Genomic DNA, 16,895 nt, shown 5'->3' on the forward strand with positions numbered 1-16,895 from the left:
CCCCTTCGGGTTGTGGACAACCGTGGGTCAGTCTGCCCGATACCGGCGAAAAGCTGATCGGGGACATCCCGGATTTCACCGGCGGACCACCGCGTAGATGAAGCCGTCGTAGTTTTTTCCGCTCACCGTCTGCAGCGCGGTGGCCTCGATCCGCGGGTGGGCGGCGAGCAGCTCGTAGCTGCCGCGGACACCCTGGATGTCCGGGTCCTCGGTCTCCTCGTCGAGTATCGCGCCCGCCCGGACAACGTTGTCCACGATGATCACGGTTCCCACCCGGGACAGGCGCAGCGCCCAGCCGAGGTATTCGGGGTTGTTCCGCCGGTCCGCGTCGATGAACACGAGGTCGAACGGGCCGATCGATTCGGCTTCCAGTTTGGGCAGGGCGTCCAGCGCGGGCCCGACCTCGAGCCGTACCCGGTCGGCGACCCCCGCGGCCTGCAGGTTCGACCAGGCGAGTTCGGCGTGCCTCGGATCCGCCTCCAAGGTCACCACGCGCCCCTGCTCGCCGATGCCCTCGGCGAACCAGATCGTCGAGTACCCGGCAAGCGTGCCGATCTCCAGCACCGAGCGGGCTCCGATGGAACCGGCGATCAGGGAGAGGAACTTGCCCATTCCGGCGGTGACGGCGATCGGCGGCAATCCCGCGTTCTCCGCGGCCGCCCTGGCCGGCGCCGCCGGGTCGGAATCGATCAGCGCGCCGTCGATGAACTGGTCCACCTGGCTCCACAGTTCTCGCATGGAACCATTGGACCACGATCGGCCTACCGTGCATCGACCGTCGCCTCGAAGCGGATTCCCGCGGGCACGACGGACGGGGTGCCGATGCGGGCCTCGCGCGGCAGGAAGGGCAGCCGCACGGTCAGCGGGCCGATATCGCTGAGTGTCTGGTCCTCGGGGTGGGCGCTGACCTGAACGGCCTCGCCGTCCCGCGCCACCATGGCCCGGTAGTGCCGGTCCCCGAGGGCGAAGGCCGGGGAGTTGGTGCTCGCCGTCGGTTGCGCGCCGGCCGCGAAGTGCCGCACGGTGATGGCGTAGCTCAGCTTGCGCGCGTGCTGCCCGCGAAGGTCCACGGTGGAGGCGATGGCGTGGATGTCCGCGGTGTCGTCCACGGTCTCGCCGAGAAAGTCGATCTGCTCGGACTCGTGCGTGGCTTCCTGAAGAATCCTGGGGAATCCGTGCAGTTCCACCTCGGTCAGCCGGGCACCGTACAGTGCCCGTTCGCCGAACCGCTGCGCCTCGGCACGCAAGGCGCCGGTGCCGAAGATCTCCGCCATGGCAAGGCCCGCGCCGAGCAGTATGATCAGGCCGAGGGCGAGATAGACGCCTTTCATCGGTGGTCCCTTCCGGTAATCGGTGCGCGGACCACTCTCCTGGGTGCGCTAGTCAGCCCGCATCGATCTGCGGTCGCACCTCGGGTGCCCCTCTGGTCTGATCCCGACCCCGAGACATCTGCAGGATTCCCCCGGCCCCGGCGAGCAGTAGCCCGCCTGTCCCGGACGCGACGAATCCCCATACCGGGCCTGCCGCGTCGAGCACGGCACCGATCAGCGGCTGGCCGATGGCGAGCCCGAGGGTGTTCGCCGAGGCCGCAAGGCCCATCGCCTCACCGCGCGCCTGCACCGGGGCCAGTGCCATGACCCGTTCGTTGTAGGTGGCGATCGTCGGGGCACAGGCGAGATTGCTGGGGAACCAGACGATGGCGAGCACCCACCAGTCGTGCCCGGCGAGCCCCACGGGAACGGTGAGCCCGGCGAGCACGAGCAGCAGGATCACCGGGGAGATCCCGCTCGGCCGCGCCCCGTAGATGATCCCGCCGGTCGCGGATGCCACGCACATCAGCGCGACGACCAGGCCCGTCCAGCCGACCTCGCCGCCCTCGCGCAGCATCGCGACCGCGGCGAGCTCCGCCCCGGTGAGGGTGAACATCGCGCCGATCCCGATGGCGAACATCCCGATGATCGGCCCGCGCAGCCAGGTGCGCCGTGGCGGGCGTTCCTCCTCGACCTGTTCGTCGCCGCGCCGGATGCTCGGATTGAGCACACCGAGCGCGATCGCGGCGAGCACCATCGCGGCACCGACCGCGATCATCGCGATGTTCGTGGAAAGCGTGGTACACAACCAGACCCCGAGTGCGGGCCCGATCATGTAGGTCAGTTCGACCGAGATGGAGTCGAGTGAAAGGGCCGAGCGGCGCTGCGCGATCGGCACCAGCGCGGCGACCGCCTGCCTGCCGACCGACATCACCGGGAGGGCGAGCACCCCGCTGACGAACGCGGCGGGCAACAGCGCGCCATAGGGCAGCATCCAGGCGAAGCCCCAAAAGGCCGCCTCGGCCGCTGCGGTCACCACGAGAAGCTTGTACAGGCCCGCCGAATCGAGCACCCTGCCCAGCAGCGGCGAGCCGACCGCGACCCCGATCGTCACCGAGGCGGCGGCGAACCCCGCCGCGGCGTAGCCGTGTTTGAGGCCGAGCACCACGTGCAGGGTCATCACCATGCCCGTCGCCACGAGCGGGATGCGGGCGAACATCAGCGTGGCGAACAGCGTCACCGCTCCCTTGGCGGCGAACACTTCCCGGTACGACCTCAGCGACACACCCTCCATTCTGGTACGCAGGTGCAAGCGAGTTCCGGTCCGCACCCCCGGGTCGGGTTAACTTGACTAATTCCAGAAAACGTGATGTGGTTGGGGCATCATGGTTCCCTCGATCCACTACGCAGACAACGCGGATGTCGAACGACTCCGCGCGGCCGGTCTGCGGGTCACCGCGCCCCGGCTCGCGGTGCTGCGCTGGCTCGCCGATCACCCGCACACCACGGCGGATCAGGTCGCCGGCGGGGTGCGCGATGAGCTCGGCACGGTGTCCACGCAGGCGATCTATGACGTGCTGCACGCGTGCAATCGTGCGCGGCTGGTGCGCCGGATCGAACCGGCCGGGCATCCCGCGAGGTACGAGACGCGAACCGGGGACAACCACCATCACCTGGTGTGCCGGGGCTGCGGCCGTACCGAGGATGTGGACTGCACCGTCGGCCCGGCGCCCTGTCTCGAACCGGCCGACACCGCGGGCTTCAGTCTCGACGAGGCCGAGGTGATCTTCTGGGGTCATTGCCCGGACTGTCGCCGTGCACGGGAAATCGACGGAACACCCACCACGATGAAGGAGGCATCGGCGTGACTGCCGCCAAGCCAACCACCACGAACGCCGGTATTCCGGTAGGCAGCGACGACCATTCGCTCACCGCGGGCACGAACGGCCCGATCCTGCTGCAGGACCACTACCTGATCGAAAAGCTGGCCCAGTTCAACCGGGAGCGTGTGCCGGAGCGTGTCGTGCACGCCAAGGGCGGTGGCGCGTTCGGTTTCCTCGAGGTCACCGAGGACGTCAGCCAGTTCACCAAGGCCGCGCTGTTCCAGAAGGGCGCCAAGACCGACTCCCTGGTGCGGTTCTCCACCGTCGCGGGCGAGAACGGCTCCCCGGACACCTGGCGGGATCCGCGCGGTTTCGCGATGAAGTTCTACACCGAAGAGGGCAACTACGACCTCGTCGGCAACAACACCCCGGTGTTCTTCATCCGGGACACCATCAAGTTCCCCGACTTCATCCACTCGCAGAAGCGCCGCGCGGACACCCACCTGCGGGACAACAACATGCAGTGGGACTTCTGGTCGCTCACCCCGGAGTCGGCGCACCAGGTGACCTGGCTGATGGGGGACCGCGGGCTGCCGGATTCCTGGCGGAACATGAACGGCTACGGCTCGCACACCTACCTGTGGGAGAACGCGGGCGGCGAGAAGTTCTGGGTCAAGTACCACTTCAAGACCGACCAGGGCATCGGCTACCTCACCCAGTCCCAGGCGGATGAGCTCGCCGGAACCGATGCGGACTACCACATCCGGGACCTCTACGACGCGATCAAGCGCGGGGACCACCCGAGCTGGACCGTGTACGTGCAGGTCATGCCGTACGAGGACGCGGCGGACTACCGGTTCAACCCGTTCGACCTGACCAAGGTGTGGCCGCACGGCGACTACCCGCTGATCAAGGTCGGCCGCTGGGTGCTCGACCGCAACCCGGAGAACTACCACACCGACATCGAGCTCGCCTCGTTCGAGCCGTCCAACCTGGTGCCTGGAATCGGCACCTCCCCGGACAAGATGTTGCAGGGTCGGCTGTTCGGTTACGCGGACGCGCACCGCTACCGCATCGGCACGAACTACATGGACCTGCCGGTCAACCGCCCGCAGTCCCCGGTGCACTCGTACGCCAAGGACGGCGCGATGCGATTCCAGAACACCGGCGACCCGGTGTACTCGCCGAACTCCTTCGGCGGGGCGCGCGCTGCCGAGAATGACGACGTGGCGACCTACGGCATCGAGGCTGAGATCGTCCGCTCCGCCTACCGCCTGCATTCTGAGGACGACGACTTCGGCCAGCCGAACACCCTCGTGAACAAGGTCATGAACGAACAGGAGCGCGAGCGCCTCATCGGCAACGTGACCGGGCACCTCTCCGGTGGCGTGGAAGGCGAGGTCCTCGACCGTGCGCTGCAGTACTGGCGCAATGTCGACAAGACCATCGGCGACCGGATCGCGAGCAGCTTCGGCAAGTGATCCTCCGCGTTTCGCGGTAGCCACGACGGCCCGGTGACCTCCATGGTCACCGGGCCGTTCGGTTGTCCGGGCGAGTTTCCCATGCGGGGCGCGCGATTTTAGCGGTTACCAATCCGTATTGTTATTCCTACTCGAAAGGAAAGTGCGATCGAGGTACGCACGATCGGGGTTCGTGGGCGAATAATTCGTTCGGGGAAATTGATTCCCTGCCGCGGTGACGGTTTCCACCCGTGTGGGTTCAGCACGCGCACAATCGCGATCACGTGTCACACGCCAGGGGAGTACCCGAACCGATAGTGAGTGAGTATCGCGGTAGCGCACGGTATTCGAAAAAGGCGTGCGGCCCTTTTTCGGGGGTGGTGCCGAGGCCGTGGACGGCCGCAAGATATGTGCCGTCCACGACGTTTTTCCGAACCCCCGGGAGGGCATCGGTGTCCACGAAACCTTTGATGAAGGCGCTGGTCGCGACCACGACCGCCGCTGTCATCGCCGTATCGGGCGTCAGCGTAGCCAGCGCGGCGCCGCAGGCCGGAAGCGGGGTGGCCACGAGTTCGACCCACGTTCTCGACAAGAGCACGGCAAAGCAGCTGTGGCACGAATTGACTTCGGCGGCCGAGCAGCGGGATGCCCCTGCGGTGAAACAGACCGCGAGCCACATCCTCGACGGTCTTCCACAGACTCGTTCGCCCGCGCAGGCGAACGAATTCAACAAGGCGCGTTCGCTGACCGCGAAGTTGCCCGATCGTACGCTGAAAGCAGGTGGTACCAATCCATTGTGCGGGCTGATCGCCTCGGTTGCCGGTGTGGTCGGCAATCTGCTGAACAGCCTGCTCGGCGCCGGGCTTCCGCTGCCCGATGTCGGCAAGCTCTGTGCTTCGGTGCCGAGTACGCCGCCGGTGCCGGTTCCGGGAACCTGAAAACCGAACTCACTCCCATACCGCGAGGGGCGCCCGTCGATTCGGGCGCCCCTCCTTCGGGTGGTTTCGGCTTGCTGGATCAATTTCGTGCGATAGGTTCCGGCCCAGTCGCAATCAATAGGGAGTATCGATATGTGGAAACGGACCATCGCGACCGCGGCCCTCACCGCCCTGACCTTCGGCACTTTCGGTGCGGTGGGCGCGGCGACGGCGAGTGCGCAGGAGCAGCCGGCGAACCCGGTCGCCGTGGTGCAGCCCGCCGCCGATCAGGCGCACAGCCTGCAGGACAAGGCCCGTGCACTGCTCGGCAAGCTCGAAGCGGTCAAGCTCCCGGCGAACTCCCCGAAGCAGGCGCAGCTCGACGCGGCGCGCTCGATGCTGAACTCGGTGATCGAACAGCCGAAGGTCGCCGCGGGCAACCCGCTCTGCGATGTGGTGAACACGGTGCTGAACACCGCCTACGAGCTGATGCTCAAGATCGGCATCCCGAACGGCCCGGACATCGGGCTGCCGGACTTCCCGAACCCCTGCCGCGGAATGTGAGCAGGCAGCGGTTCAGCGCAGCGCCGCGAGCAACTTCTCGGCGTGCCCGAGGGTTTGTTCCGGTTCCCCGGTCACACTCTGCAGGTTGACCAACACGTGCTCGATTCCGGTTCCGTCGAGGAGCCCGCCGGTGAGCGCGATGACCGTATCGAGGTCCGCGCTTGCCGGCGGGTTGATCCGCAGCACCGTCTCGATCCGCGCGGGATCCCGGCCCGCTGCACGTGCCTGCTCGTCGATCCGCTCCCGCCGCTCGCGCAGTAGCCGGATGGTGTCCGGTTCGGCATCGGTCACCATGGGCAGCCAGCCGTCCGCGCGGTTGGCCACCCGGTCGAGCGCCGCATCGCCGAACGCCGAGAGGTAGACCGGCGGGTGCGGCCGCTGCGCGGGACGCAGTTCCTCGCGGGTCGCCGGGACGGTCCACAACTGCCCCGCGTACTCCGCGGTGCTCTGCGTCCACAGGGTTTCGAGCGCATCCAGGCTCTCGTCGAGCCGGTTACCGCGCTGTTCGAACGGCACTCCCATGGCCGCGTACTCCTCGGGGGACCAGCCGATGCCGAAGCCCGCGAGCAATCGTCCCGCGCTGACCAGGTCGATCGTGGTCAGGATGCGGGCCAGGAAAGCGGGCGGGTACAGCGGGGAGACCAGCACATTGCTGCCGAGCCGGACCCGTCCGGTATGCGCCGCGGCCACGCTGAGCAGTGCGAACGGGTCGAGCCGTTGCCGGTACTGTTTCGGGATCCCGGAGGTTCCCGGATAGGGCACGGACGGCTGCGCCGGGGCGATCAGCCGCTCGGCGACCCACAGGCTGTGCACCCCCGACTGCTCTGCCCGTTCGGCGAACCAGCCGACCCGGTCCGCGTACTGTGCGTGTGCGCCGAACTGCGGCAGTGAGATCCCAAGTTCCATGTGACCACGAACACGGCGCACCCGCTCCGGCATTCCCGGCCGCTACGCGTTGACCCCGCCGTCGACGGTGATCGCGGTACCGGTGATGACCTTCCCGCCATCGCCCGCCAGGTGGGCGACCGTGGCGGCGATATCGTCCGCGGTGCCGTAGTGCCCGACCGGGATGCTCGCCAGTTTGCTCCGGTCGGCCCCGCTCGCCGGGTTCATCTCGGTGTCGGTGTTCCCGGGGTGCACCAGGTTGGCGGTGATGCCGCGTGGGGCGAGGTCGCGCGCGATGGCCTTGGTGAACCCGCTCAGCGCGGACTTGCTCGTCGCATAACTGGTCAGCCCTTCGGTGCCGACGTATTCGGCGAGGCAGCTGCCGATGCTGATGATGCGCCCGCCATCGCCGAGGTGTTCCACGGCCGCGCGCACGGCGACGAATACCGAACGCAGGTGCACATCGATGGCCTCGTCGAACTGGTCGAGCCCGATCCCGTCGATGCGCCCGGTCGGGAAGATTCCCGCGCTGTTCACCAGGATGTCGAGCCTGCCGAACTCGTCCACGGTGCGGGCGACCGCATCGCGTACCGCGGCCATATCGCGCGCGGGCGCGGCGATCGCGCGACTTTTCCGGCCCAGTGCACCGATCTTGCCCGCCACCTCCAGGGCCCGCTCGGCCGAGCTGTTGTAGGTGAGCGCGACATCCGCCCCCTGTTCGGCCAACCGTGTCGCGATGGCGGCACCGATTCCCCTGCTGCCGCCGGTGACGAGTGCAACCTTGCCTGCAATACCCATCTGAGCTCCTCGTAATTCTGCAACGATCATTGCACAATAGATAGCATCGACTAGGCTCGGAGGTCAACCACGGAGAGGAGGGCCATGCCAGCACCCGGCCGGCCACGCGGATTCGACCGTGACGCGGCACTGCGTTCTGCGCTGCGCTTGTTCTGGGAGCGCGGCTACGAGGCGGTCTCGATCAGCGAACTCACCGAGGCGATGGGGATCGGCGCGCGCAGCCTGTACACGGCTTTCGGCTGCAAGGAGGAGCTGTTCCGGGAAGCGGTGGAGCTCTACGGGTGCACCCCGGGGCTCGGCACCGCGACCGAGCGGGCCCTCGAAACGGCACCGACCGCGCGCGCCGCGATCGAGGCGATGCTGCGCGATAACGCCGAGATCTACGCCGATCCGGGCAGCCCGCGCGGCTGCATGGTGGTGCTCGCGGCCACGAATGTCAGCGAGGACAATGTATCGGTGCGGCTGTTCCTCGAGCAGCGGCGCCGCGCGGTCCGCGAATCGGTGCGCGCGCGGCTCGCCGCGGCCGAGGGGGAGATTCCGGGCGGCGCCGATCTCGACGCACTCGCCGATTACGCGATGACCGTGCTCTTCGGTTTGTCCGTGCAGGCCAAGGATGGTGCCTCGGTGACCGGGCTGCACAAGGTGATCGATGCGGCGATGTTCGGCTGGGACGGCATGGTCAGAGCTTGCGCATGATCCGGTCGAGGGTGGCGAGATCCTCCGGGTCGAGCGCGCTCAGTTCCGCCGGTGGCGCGAACAGGATCGCTTCCGCCTTCCCGACGACTCGCCTTCCGGCATCGGTGATGGTGACGAGCTTGCGCCTGCGGTCCTCGGGATGCGCCTCGCGGGTGACGAGCCCGCGTTCCTCGAGGGCGTTCACGATCAGCGTGGTGTACGGGCGGTCGTTGACGAGCCGCTGAGACAGTTCACCGAGGGTGACCGGTTCGCGGGCGATCCAGCGCAGCGCCTTGACCCGGACGAACGGCAGATCGGTCGCCTCGCTGACCTCGCGCCTGCGCTCATGGCGGTCCATCGCGAAACCGCGCATGAGCAGCCATACCTCGGTGGGTGTCGTCATGCGGACCGGACCTCGCTTGGTTCCTGGGGAACGACGGCTGCCGCGCTCGCGACGGCCCTGCGGCCGGTGGACAGGAGCGCGAGCATCACGATAGCCACGCCGATCGCGGCCATGATCCACCACGTCAGCCTGCTCGCATCGACGAAGCCGGCGCCGAACGGGCCGACGATGTTCGCGGTCACCACCGAACCGAGCACCGCGACCCCGAGCGAGGCGCCGACCTGCCTGCTCGTGGAGGCGACCGCGGCCGCGGTGCCCGCCTGCGCGCGCGGCATTCCGGAGACGGCCGCGTTCGTGATCGGCGCGTTGACCATGCCGAACCCGATGCCGAACAGCAGATAGGCCACGCCGAGGTAGAGCAGCGAGGTCTGGGTGCCGATCCCGGTGAGCATGAGTCCGCCGCCGAGGATGCTCGCGCCCGCGATGAGCAGCGGAATCCGCGGCCCGACGCTGCCGACGATCCGGCCGGAAAGCGGTGCGAAGAGCGCGTTCGCCGCGGCCATCGGGATGGTGAGCAGCCCCGCGTGCAGCGCCGAGAATCCGCGCACCGACTGCAGGTACATCATGTTGAGGAACAGGAACCCGGACAGGGCGGCGAACGCGCAGATGGCGATCAGCGTGGCCCCGGAGAACGGGATGCTGCGGAAGAACCGTGGATTGAGCAGCGGCTCGGTGATCCGGCGCTCGTAGCCGATCAGGAACACGAGCGCGGCGACGGCCACCGCGAAACAGCCGAGGATCAGCGGGCTCGTCCAGCCGGTGTGCGGACCCTCGATGATGCCGAAGGTCAGGCCGAGCAGCACGAGCATCACCGCGACCTGGCCGACCGGGTCGAGCCTGCGGGCGTACTGGGCGCGCGACTCGGGCACGAACAGGGCGACGAGCACCACCGCGAGCGCGGCGATCGGGACGTTGATCCAGAACACCGAACGCCAGCTCACCGCGTCCACGAGCACCCCGCCGAGCACCGGACCGAGCGCCATGCTCAGCCCGATGACCCCGCCCCAGACGCCGATCGCGTTCGCCCGCTCCCGCGGATCCGTGAAGGTGTTCGTGATGATCGACATGGCCACCGGGTTCAGCATCGAGCCACCGATGGCCTGCAGCGCACGGAACGCGATGAGCAGGCCGGTGTTCGGTGCGATTCCGCACAGCAGCGAGCCGATGCCGAACAGCACCAGGCCGATCTGGAAGGTGCGCTTGCGGCCCACCCGGTCGGCGACCGAACCGGAGAGCATCAGCAGGCTGGCGAGCACGATCGTGTAGGCGTCGATGGTCCACTGCAGGCTGGACAGCGAGGAACCGAGTTCGCGCTTGATGGACGGCAGCGCGAGGTTCACGATCGTGTTGTCCAGCCCGACGATGAACAGGCTCATGCAGCAGATCGCGAGGATGAGTAGCCGCCGACGGCGCGAGAGCTCGCTCAACCCGGCTCCAATCGTTGTAGTTCTACAATCATTAACATGCTACAACTAACTGACCGTGTCGGCACTGTGTCCTGAGTAACCACGCTGGCCTGGGTGAACTTCGCTAGCGCTCAGCCCCGTGCGCGGCACGACTGTGTCCTCAGTTCGCCTCGCAAGCTCGGCTCACGGGCCCACCTATGATCGTGAGGGCAATCCCGACGTGGCTGGAGACGATGAGATGACCGGACGCGTGGCCGTACTCGGCTCGCTGAATATCGACCGCACGATGACCGTTGCGGAGCTACCCGGACCGGGGGAGACCGTGCTCAGCTCGCGGCTGATCACGCAACCGGGGGCGAAGGGGGCGAACCAGGCGGTCGCGGCGGCGCGGCTGGCCGATTCGGTGACGATGATCGGCAGGGTCGGCGGGGACGAGCCGGGCCGCCAGTCGCTGGAGGGGCTGCGCGCGAACGGGGTGGACGCGAGCGCGGTGCTGGTCACCGAGGGGGCGCAGACGGGCCAGGCGTTCATCACGGTGGACGCGAACGGGGAGAACAGCATCGTGGTGGTCCCCGGCGCGAACGAGCTGGTGCGCCCGGAGGATCTGCCGACCGAGACGATCGCGCGCGCGGATGTGCTGGTCGCGCAGCTGGAGACGCCGCTGGAGACGGTGTTCACCGCGGTCCGGCTCGCCGCGGCGAACGGGGTGCGGGTGGTGCTCAACCCCTCGCCGGTCGCGGATGTGCCCGTGGATGTGCTCGCCGCCGCGGATCCGGTGATCGTCAACGAACACGAGTTCGACGCGCTGCCCGAAGGCCTGTCCTCGGTGTGCCTGACCCTCGGTGCGCGCGGCGCCCAGTGGGGCAGCGCCAGTGCCACCCCGCCGCCGGTCGAGGTGGTGGACACGACCGGGGCCGGGGACTGCTTCGCGGGCACCCTCGCCGCGGCGCTCGCGAACGGGATGGATCAGGCGGGCGCGCTCGCGGCCGCGGTGCGGGCCAGCGCGGAGGCGACCACCTGGCACGGTGCCCAGCCGCCGATCGCGAACCCGCCTACCGCCGGATGAACATCAGGTCCCTGCTCGGCCTGCCCTCTTCCTCGGCGCGCCGCTCGAACTTGGTGCGCGGGCGCCATGCGGGCCGCGGGGCGTAGCCGGCGTGCTCGTTGCGCAGCAGCGGCTCGGCCGAGCACACCTCGAGCATCTGCTCGGCGTACTCGGCCCAGTCGGTCGCCAGGTGCAACCGTGCCCCGGGGGCCATCCGCGCGGCGAGCAGGGCGATGAACTCCGGCGCGACCAGCCGCCGCTTGTGGTGGCGTTTCTTCGGCCACGGATCCGGGTAGAAGATCCGCACCCCGGCGAGGAAATCCGCGGGCAGATGGTCGCGGACGAGCACCACGGCGTCGCCCCGGACCAGGCGGAGGTTCGTCACACCGAGGTTTTCCGCCCGTAACATCAGCTGGGCGAGCCCCGGTGGGTAGACCTCGGCGACGAGGTAATTGCGCTCCGGCTCGGCGGCCGCGAGCGCGGAAGTCGCCTCGCCCATTCCGGAGCCGATCTCGAGCAACACGGGCGCACTGCGGCCGAACCACCCCTCGAGTGCGGGCAGCTCGGCGAGGTCGCTGCCGATCCGCGGCCAGTCCCGGTCCCACGCCCGCTGCTGGCCGACGGTCATCCGGCCGCCGCGGTTGACGAAGCTGACGACGCCGCGGTGATACTCAAGCTCGCTCACGGGGCTACCTCGCTGGCGCTCGGTATCGCCGTTCGCAGGGCTGCTGTGTCTATCGGTTCGCTCGCAAGCTCGCTCACGCTTCAGAAACTACAGCTTCTCGATCCAGCCCAGATCGGCACGCAGTGCGAGTGTGCCGTGCACCGCGATCGGTTCCGGCGGTTGGGCACTGTCCTCGTGCGCGGGAAGCACATCGATCCAGTGCTCATGCCGGTTGGTGCACTGCAGGGTGGTCGGATTGGGTGCCCATTTCTCCGAGGGAAGGTATTCCCAATAGCCGTTCTCGCCCCACGGGGTATACACCCAGCCGGATCGGGCGAACAGCAGCTTCGCGATCCGGTCCTCGACCGCGAAGGCGTCCTCCCGGCTCGGGAACGCGCCGGTGGCCAGCGGTTCGAGCCACCAGGGCGCCTCGGTCTGCGGGTCCGCGGCCTTGCTCGCCAGGTAAAGGGCGAGCACCTGGTCCTCCTCCGCGGTGTGTACCCATGCCTTGCGTGCCTCGGCCGGATTCCGCGCGCGGGTGATCCTGCCGTTCACCGCGATCGCGCTCGACCACTCCAGTGCGGCGAGCGGTTCCACTCGAAGCGGTCCGGATTGCCGGGGCCCCGGCTGTCTCGGGACTTCGCTTCCAGTGGCCGGTTCCGGTTGTTCCAGCGCCGAACTCACGATCAACTGTCACCTCCAGCAGCGTGATTGCGGCCAACGGGTCCTGGCCCCATCATCCACTGGAATCGGTGAAAAGTGCCGGGTGTTACCAGCGGTTTAACGCAATTTTCACGTCTCGCGGCCAGACGCCTTGTTCCATATTGCATGATGCGGGAGGTGTCCGCAGCCACCGATCGGGGCATGGGTGAGAACGAAAAAGAGGGTTGGACCATCCCCCGACGAATGGTCCAACCCTCGGGCTGTTCGCCTGGCACACCGACCCCGAATCGGTGCAGTGGCGAACTTTTCGGTCAGGCGTCCCGCTTTTTCGCGACCCCGAGCGCGATGGCAAGCAGAACAACCGCGAAAGCAGCGAAGTAGGCGAGCGAAGCCCACGGGCTCAGTGTGATGTCGTCGGTGGGGAAGAAACCGACTCCGGGCCCGTCCGTGCTGAGGAATTTCTGTCCGACGTGGAACGGCATCCAGGGGTGGATGTCCATGCCGACGTTCGGGATGACCTGGATGAGATTCTCCGCCATCAGCGTGTAGACCAGCAGCAGTGCGAGTGCGCCCGCGGTGTGCCGGATCAGGATGCCGACCGCGACCGCGAGGATCGCGCCGGCCGCGTAGATCAGCCCGGCGCCCGCGACCTGGCGCCAGTCGCCCGCGGTGCTCAGCGGGGCGGCACCGTCCCGCGCGAGCAGCTGCCCCGCGCCGAAGGAGGCGAAGGAGTAGACCTCACCGATGACGCCCGCGATGATCGCCACGGTCGCCGCCTTCGCACCGAGCACCTTGACCCTGCTCGGCGCCGCCTGGAAGGTGGTGCGGATCGTTCCGGTGCGGTATTCGGTCGTGACCGAGAGCGTCGCGAGCACCATCACCACGATGAGCCCGAACGGGATCCCGAGCTGGCTGCCCGAGATGGCGACCTCGTGATCCGCCTGCATCGCGTACACCGCCGCGAGTCCCACGGTGAGCCCGAGGGCGAGGATCGCGCACAGCCATGGCGCCCGCGTGGTGACCAGCTTGATGCGTTCGACTGCCATGAGTGTCATCGGTTCGCCCCCTGGGCCGTCAGCTCCGGTGCCTGCTCGGCCGCGGAGTCGAGATGGGTGTGGAATTCGACGGCGTCGCCGGTCAGCTGCATGAAGGCCTGCTCGAGCGAGCCGCGCTGCGTGGTCAGCTCGTGCAGCGGGATCCCGTTGGCCGCGGCCAGATCGCCGATATGTTCGGTGGTCGCCGCGCGTACCAGCAGCGTGCCGTCCACGTAGTCGACCGGGTGCCCCTTGCCGAGAAGCAGCTGGCGCAGCGCGTCCAGCCGCGGGGAACGCACCCGCACCGTGGATTCGCTCGCTTGGTCGATGAACGCGCTCGTGGAGGTCTGCGCGATCAGCTTGCCCTTGCCGACCACCACGAGTTCCTCGGCGGTCTGCGCCATTTCGGAGAGCAGGTGGCTGGAGACGAGCACGGTGCGGCCTTCGGCGGCGAGCCGCTGCATGAACTGACGGATCCACAGGATGCCCTCCGGGTCGAGCCCGTTCACCGGCTCGTCGAACAGCAGGATTCCCGGATCACCGAGCAGTGCGCCCGCGATACCGAGCCGCTGCGACATACCGAGCGAGAACCCGCCCGCCCGCTTGTTCTGCACCGAGGTGAGCCCGACCTGTTCGAGCACCTCGTCCACTCGCCTGGTGGGGATCCGGTTGGATTTCGCCATCCAGAGCAGATGATTGCGCGCGGAACGGTTCGGGTGCACCCAGCTCGCCTCGAGCAGCGCGCCGACCGAACGGAGCGGCTCACGCAGCTCGGCGTAGCGCTTCCCGTCGATGAGTACCTGCCCGCGCGTCGGATTGTCCAGGCCGAGGATCATGCGCATCGTCGTGGATTTGCCCGCCCCGTTCGGCCCGAGGAATCCGGTGACGTGACCGGGGCGGACCGTGAAGGAAAGGTCGTCGACGGCGAGCACGCTGCCGTACCGTTTGGTGAGGCCGACTGCCTCGATCATGGTTTCTCCCTCGTATAGCCGTGCTCTTGCTGACCGATACCTTGCCCGGCGCCTGCGCCTTCGCGCGTCATCCCAGGGTGCCCTTCTCGGGTCAGCCTCTGGTCGTAGTCTCGCGGGTGTTCGCGGTGACCACCATCGGGTATTCCCCTGATCCTGACCCTGAGGTGTCCTTGCCCCCGTTAATGAACAGTGCTTCAATAACTGGGTGGCACGGCCGAGGAAGATCACCGATGAGGCATTGCAGGAAGCGACATCGCGGGCCATCGAAGAACTCGGTCCCGGGTTCACCATCGCGGATGTGGCCGAACGCGCCGGGGTTTCGGTCGGCACCGTCGCGGGACGGTTCGGCTCGAAGGCGGGACTGTTGCGCGCCCTGATGCTTGCCGCGCAGGACAAGGCGGCCAGCGGAATACGGGACCGGGCGCGCGAGGCAGGTGGTGGTCACGCCGGGCTGCGGGCCGCGCTGCTCGGCTGGTTTCCCGCCATGTCACCGGATGTGGCCGCGAACAACGTCGCCGCGCTCGGTGCCGACCTCACCGACCGGGAACTGCGCGCACTGCTCGGGAAACTGTTCTCCGCCGTGGAGAAGGAAATCCGCACCCTGGTGCGCGCCGCCGAACTGCCGTCGGCGCCCAGCCCGGCCCGCGCGGCGCGGGTACTCACCGGACTGGTCAACGGCAGCGTGCTCGCCTGGTCGGTGCAACCGAAAGGAGCGCTCACCACCAGGGTGGCCGGAGATCTCGATGCCGTGCTCGAGGCATGGCGCCAACCCGTCACCGAGAAAGGGGACTGATGTCCTGGTCGATTCTGCGCGCGCAGGCACCCGAACACGCCGAGCGGATCGAGAACGCGCTCACCGCGCAGCAACACACGATTCTGGCCACCGTTCGCGCGGACGGTTCTCCGCGAGTCAGTGGAATGGAGCTCGATTTCTTCGAGGGGGAACTGTATTTCGGCAGCATGCCGGGTGCGTGGAAAGGGCGCGATCTCGACCGGGATCCGCGATTCGCGCTGCACAATTGCAGCACTCTGGAGGGGGAAATGACCATCGGGGACGCGAAGATCGCCGGGACCGCGCGGCGGATCACCGATTCCGCGGTGCTCGACCGGTTCGCCGCCTGGCTGCGCGAGGAACAGGAGTTCGATCCCTCGACCGGGTTCGACCTGTTCGGTACCGAACTCACCGAGGCCGTACTCATCCGGGTGGTCGGGGACGAGCTGGTCTTCGACATCTGGAAACCCGGCGAGGGCGTGCGCCAGACACAGCGGCGGTGACCGGTCAGGCTTCGCCGGGGGAGACCAGCCCGGTCTCGTAGGCGAGCACCACCGCCTGCACTCGGTCGCGCACCTCCAGCTTCGCGAGGATGCGGCCGACGTGGGTCTTCACCGTCGCCTCGGAGAGGAACAGCTTCCCGGCGATCTCGGTGTTCGAGAGCCCCTTCGCGATCAGCACCAGAACCTCGCGCTCGCGTTCGGTGAGCTCCTCCAGGATCGTGGCGTCCCGCAGTTCACCGGGTGCCCCGGAGAGGAACCGGCCGAGCAGCCGCTTGGTGACCTTCGGCGACACGACCGCGTCCCCGCTGGCCACCGCGCGCAGCCCGGAGAGCAGATCACCCGGCTGCGAGTCCTTGAGCAGGAACCCGCTCGCCCCGGCCCGCAGCGCGGAGAGCGCGTACTCGTCCAGGTCGAACGTGGTCATCACGAGCACCTTCGCGGTGCCGGCCGCCACGATCTGCTCGGTGGCCTCCACGCCGTTGAGCACCGGCATGCGCACATCCATGAGCACCACATCGGGCCGGAGTTCGGCGGCCTTCTCGATCGCGGCCTGCCCGTCCTCGGCCTCACCGACGACGTCCATGTCCTCCTGGGCGCCGAGCACCATCCGGAAGCCCATCCGCATGAGTTCCTGGTCGTCCACCAAAAGCACCCTGATCACGCGCATACCCTAGATGGTTGATTCCGTGAAGGTTGTGTGAGGCAGGTTGGTGTTACTGGGAGGGAGGAGGGTGTTCATGATCAATGTGTGACGAAAGAACTGAACACCCTCCTGACAGCACTGTACGTGCTGGTTGATGACCATGTGGTTCCTGCTCGTAGGGGGCGTGGTCGACGACCGTTGCTCTCGGATGCTGAGCTGATCACGCTGGCGGTGGCGCAGGTGTTGCAGGGGTATCACTGCGAACGTCGCTGGCTGCGGCACTTGCACAACAGCGCGCAGTGGCGGCGCATGTTTCCCTACCTACCGGGCCAGTCTGGTTATCACAAGCGACTCAAGAT

General features: G+C 67.8%; 20 protein-coding genes and 1 pseudogene. 9 read left to right on the top strand and 12 right to left on the bottom strand.

What is annotated here, in order from left to right:
* Positions 1-75 precede the first annotated feature (75 nt).
* From A37U_RS0111920 to A37U_RS0111930, 3 genes are read right to left on the bottom strand one after another with little or no spacing between them, the layout of a single operon-like run.
* Entirely contained in the window at positions 76-738 is a 663-nt protein-coding gene (locus tag A37U_RS0111920; RefSeq protein ID WP_020496873.1) for an O-methyltransferase, read from the bottom strand.
* A 23-nt stretch (positions 739-761) separates the two neighbouring features.
* Entirely contained in the window at positions 762-1,331 is a 570-nt protein-coding gene (locus A37U_RS0111925) for a hypothetical protein (protein WP_020496874.1), read from the bottom strand.
* 52 nt (positions 1,332-1,383) lie between these two features.
* The gene (locus A37U_RS0111930) at positions 1,384-2,595 is read right to left on the bottom strand and encodes an MFS transporter (protein ID WP_026197127.1); all 1,212 of its coding nucleotides are present in this window, start codon (positions 2,593-2,595) and stop codon (positions 1,384-1,386) included.
* Positions 2,596-2,695: 100 nt separating this feature from the next.
* Here A37U_RS0111930 and A37U_RS0111935 point away from each other — a divergent pair, with 100 nt between their 5' ends.
* The 4 genes from A37U_RS0111935 to A37U_RS0111955 all read left to right on the top strand — a co-directional run bounded on the left by A37U_RS0111935 (position 2,696) and on the right by A37U_RS0111955 (position 6,074).
* Complete coding sequence (locus A37U_RS0111935; RefSeq protein WP_020496876.1) at positions 2,696-3,178, top strand: Fur family transcriptional regulator; 483 nt, start codon at positions 2,696-2,698, stop codon at positions 3,176-3,178.
* Positions 3,175-4,614: a catalase gene (locus A37U_RS0111940; protein WP_020496877.1), complete on the top strand. Its 1,440-nt coding sequence runs from the start codon at positions 3,175-3,177 to the stop codon at positions 4,612-4,614. Before A37U_RS0111935 ends, A37U_RS0111940 begins: the two co-directional genes overlap by 4 nt.
* A 431-nt stretch (positions 4,615-5,045) precedes the next feature.
* Positions 5,046-5,531 (top strand): hypothetical protein, encoded by a 486-nt coding sequence (locus A37U_RS0111950; protein ID WP_157182763.1) that lies wholly within the window; start codon positions 5,046-5,048, stop codon positions 5,529-5,531.
* Positions 5,532-5,663: 132 nt separating this feature from the next.
* Complete coding sequence (locus A37U_RS0111955) at positions 5,664-6,074, top strand: hypothetical protein (protein WP_020496880.1); 411 nt, start codon at positions 5,664-5,666, stop codon at positions 6,072-6,074.
* Positions 6,075-6,086: 12 nt separating this feature from the next.
* On the opposite strand, the gene A37U_RS0111960 is transcribed toward A37U_RS0111955, so the two are convergent.
* Together A37U_RS0111960 and A37U_RS0111965 are read right to left on the bottom strand one after the other, a co-directional pair.
* Positions 6,087-6,980, bottom strand: a complete 894-nt coding sequence (locus tag A37U_RS0111960) for a TIGR03619 family F420-dependent LLM class oxidoreductase (RefSeq protein WP_020496881.1) — start codon at positions 6,978-6,980, stop codon at positions 6,087-6,089.
* A gap of 42 nt (positions 6,981-7,022) precedes the next feature.
* The gene (locus A37U_RS0111965) at positions 7,023-7,757 is read right to left on the bottom strand and encodes an SDR family NAD(P)-dependent oxidoreductase (RefSeq protein ID WP_020496882.1); all 735 of its coding nucleotides are present in this window, start codon (positions 7,755-7,757) and stop codon (positions 7,023-7,025) included.
* An 84-nt stretch (positions 7,758-7,841) separates the two neighbouring features.
* Between A37U_RS0111965 and A37U_RS0111970 the strand changes: the two genes are divergently transcribed.
* On the top strand, positions 7,842-8,453 hold the full coding sequence (locus A37U_RS0111970; protein ID WP_020496883.1) for a TetR/AcrR family transcriptional regulator: 612 nt from the start codon (positions 7,842-7,844) through the stop codon (positions 8,451-8,453).
* Here the strand turns inward: A37U_RS0111970 and A37U_RS0111975 are convergent.
* Positions 8,437-8,835, bottom strand: coding sequence for a MarR family winged helix-turn-helix transcriptional regulator (locus A37U_RS0111975; protein WP_020496884.1), 399 nt, complete (start codon positions 8,833-8,835; stop codon positions 8,437-8,439). The two genes, A37U_RS0111970 and A37U_RS0111975, sit on opposite strands and share 17 nt — an antisense overlap.
* Positions 8,832-10,262, bottom strand: coding sequence for an MFS transporter (locus tag A37U_RS0111980; RefSeq protein ID WP_020496885.1), 1,431 nt, complete (start codon positions 10,260-10,262; stop codon positions 8,832-8,834). The genes A37U_RS0111975 and A37U_RS0111980 overlap by 4 nt, the downstream gene beginning before the upstream one ends.
* Positions 10,263-10,479: 217 nt before the next feature.
* On the opposite strand from A37U_RS0111980, the gene A37U_RS0111985 reads away from it, so the two are divergent.
* Positions 10,480-11,307, top strand: a complete 828-nt coding sequence (locus A37U_RS0111985) for a ribokinase (RefSeq protein WP_020496886.1) — start codon at positions 10,480-10,482, stop codon at positions 11,305-11,307.
* Here A37U_RS0111985 and trmB read toward each other — a convergent pair.
* From trmB to A37U_RS0112005, 4 genes are all read right to left on the bottom strand, one after another.
* Complete coding sequence (trmB, locus tag A37U_RS0111990; protein WP_240437559.1) at positions 11,294-11,914, bottom strand: tRNA (guanosine(46)-N7)-methyltransferase TrmB; 621 nt, start codon at positions 11,912-11,914, stop codon at positions 11,294-11,296. The genes A37U_RS0111985 and trmB overlap by 14 nt on opposite strands.
* 144 nt (positions 11,915-12,058) lie before the next feature.
* A complete protein-coding gene (locus A37U_RS0111995; RefSeq protein ID WP_240437554.1) occupies positions 12,059-12,634 on the bottom strand; it encodes a hypothetical protein in 576 nt (191 codons plus the stop codon).
* 290 nt (positions 12,635-12,924) lie between these two features.
* On the bottom strand, positions 12,925-13,668 hold the full coding sequence (locus tag A37U_RS0112000) for an ABC transporter permease (protein WP_026197128.1): 744 nt from the start codon (positions 13,666-13,668) through the stop codon (positions 12,925-12,927).
* Positions 13,665-14,618, bottom strand: a complete 954-nt coding sequence (locus A37U_RS0112005) for an ABC transporter ATP-binding protein (protein WP_020496890.1) — start codon at positions 14,616-14,618, stop codon at positions 13,665-13,667. The genes A37U_RS0112000 and A37U_RS0112005 overlap by 4 nt, the downstream gene beginning before the upstream one ends.
* A gap of 205 nt (positions 14,619-14,823) precedes the next feature.
* On the opposite strand from A37U_RS0112005, the gene A37U_RS0112010 reads away from it, so the two are divergent.
* Complete coding sequence (locus tag A37U_RS0112010; protein ID WP_020496891.1) at positions 14,824-15,411, top strand: TetR/AcrR family transcriptional regulator; 588 nt, start codon at positions 14,824-14,826, stop codon at positions 15,409-15,411.
* Entirely contained in the window at positions 15,411-15,893 is a 483-nt protein-coding gene (locus A37U_RS0112015) for a pyridoxamine 5'-phosphate oxidase family protein (protein WP_020496892.1), read from the top strand. Before A37U_RS0112010 ends, A37U_RS0112015 begins: the two co-directional genes overlap by 1 nt.
* Before the next feature lie 4 nt (positions 15,894-15,897).
* Here A37U_RS0112015 and A37U_RS0112020 read toward each other — a convergent pair whose 3' ends face one another.
* A complete protein-coding gene (locus A37U_RS0112020; protein WP_026197130.1) occupies positions 15,898-16,554 on the bottom strand; it encodes a response regulator in 657 nt (218 codons plus the stop codon).
* 87 nt (positions 16,555-16,641) lie between these two features.
* Between A37U_RS0112020 and A37U_RS49530 the strand changes: the two are divergent.
* Positions 16,642-16,895, top strand: a pseudogene (locus A37U_RS49530) (IS982 family transposase); the annotation flags it as partial.

It is taken from the genome of Sciscionella marina DSM 45152, assembly GCF_000379465.1.
GTDB lineage: Bacteria > Actinomycetota > Actinomycetes > Mycobacteriales > Pseudonocardiaceae > Sciscionella > Sciscionella marina.

Coding starts and splice junctions, on each gene's coding strand:
- A37U_RS0111955 (WP_020496880.1), top strand. CDS start 5,664: ATGTGGAAACGGACCATCGCGACCGCGGCCCTCACCGCCCTGACCTTC.
- A37U_RS0111935 (WP_020496876.1), top strand. CDS start 2,696: ATGGTTCCCTCGATCCACTACGCAGACAACGCGGATGTCGAACGACTC.
- A37U_RS0111975 (WP_020496884.1), bottom strand. CDS start 8,835: ATGACGACACCCACCGAGGTATGGCTGCTCATGCGCGGTTTCGCGATG.
- A37U_RS0111920 (WP_020496873.1), bottom strand. CDS start 738: ATGCGAGAACTGTGGAGCCAGGTGGACCAGTTCATCGACGGCGCGCTG.
- A37U_RS0112000 (WP_026197128.1), bottom strand. CDS start 13,668: ATGACACTCATGGCAGTCGAACGCATCAAGCTGGTCACCACGCGGGCG.
- A37U_RS0111925 (WP_020496874.1), bottom strand. CDS start 1,331: ATGAAAGGCGTCTATCTCGCCCTCGGCCTGATCATACTGCTCGGCGCG.
- A37U_RS0111965 (WP_020496882.1), bottom strand. CDS start 7,757: ATGGGTATTGCAGGCAAGGTTGCACTCGTCACCGGCGGCAGCAGGGGA.
- A37U_RS0112005 (WP_020496890.1), bottom strand. CDS start 14,618: ATGATCGAGGCAGTCGGCCTCACCAAACGGTACGGCAGCGTGCTCGCC.
- A37U_RS0111970 (WP_020496883.1), top strand. CDS start 7,842: ATGCCAGCACCCGGCCGGCCACGCGGATTCGACCGTGACGCGGCACTG.
- A37U_RS0111960 (WP_020496881.1), bottom strand. CDS start 6,980: ATGGAACTTGGGATCTCACTGCCGCAGTTCGGCGCACACGCACAGTAC.
- trmB (WP_240437559.1), bottom strand. CDS start 11,914: ATGACCGTCGGCCAGCAGCGGGCGTGGGACCGGGACTGGCCGCGGATC.
- A37U_RS0112015 (WP_020496892.1), top strand. CDS start 15,411: ATGTCCTGGTCGATTCTGCGCGCGCAGGCACCCGAACACGCCGAGCGG.
- A37U_RS0111985 (WP_020496886.1), top strand. CDS start 10,480: ATGACCGGACGCGTGGCCGTACTCGGCTCGCTGAATATCGACCGCACG.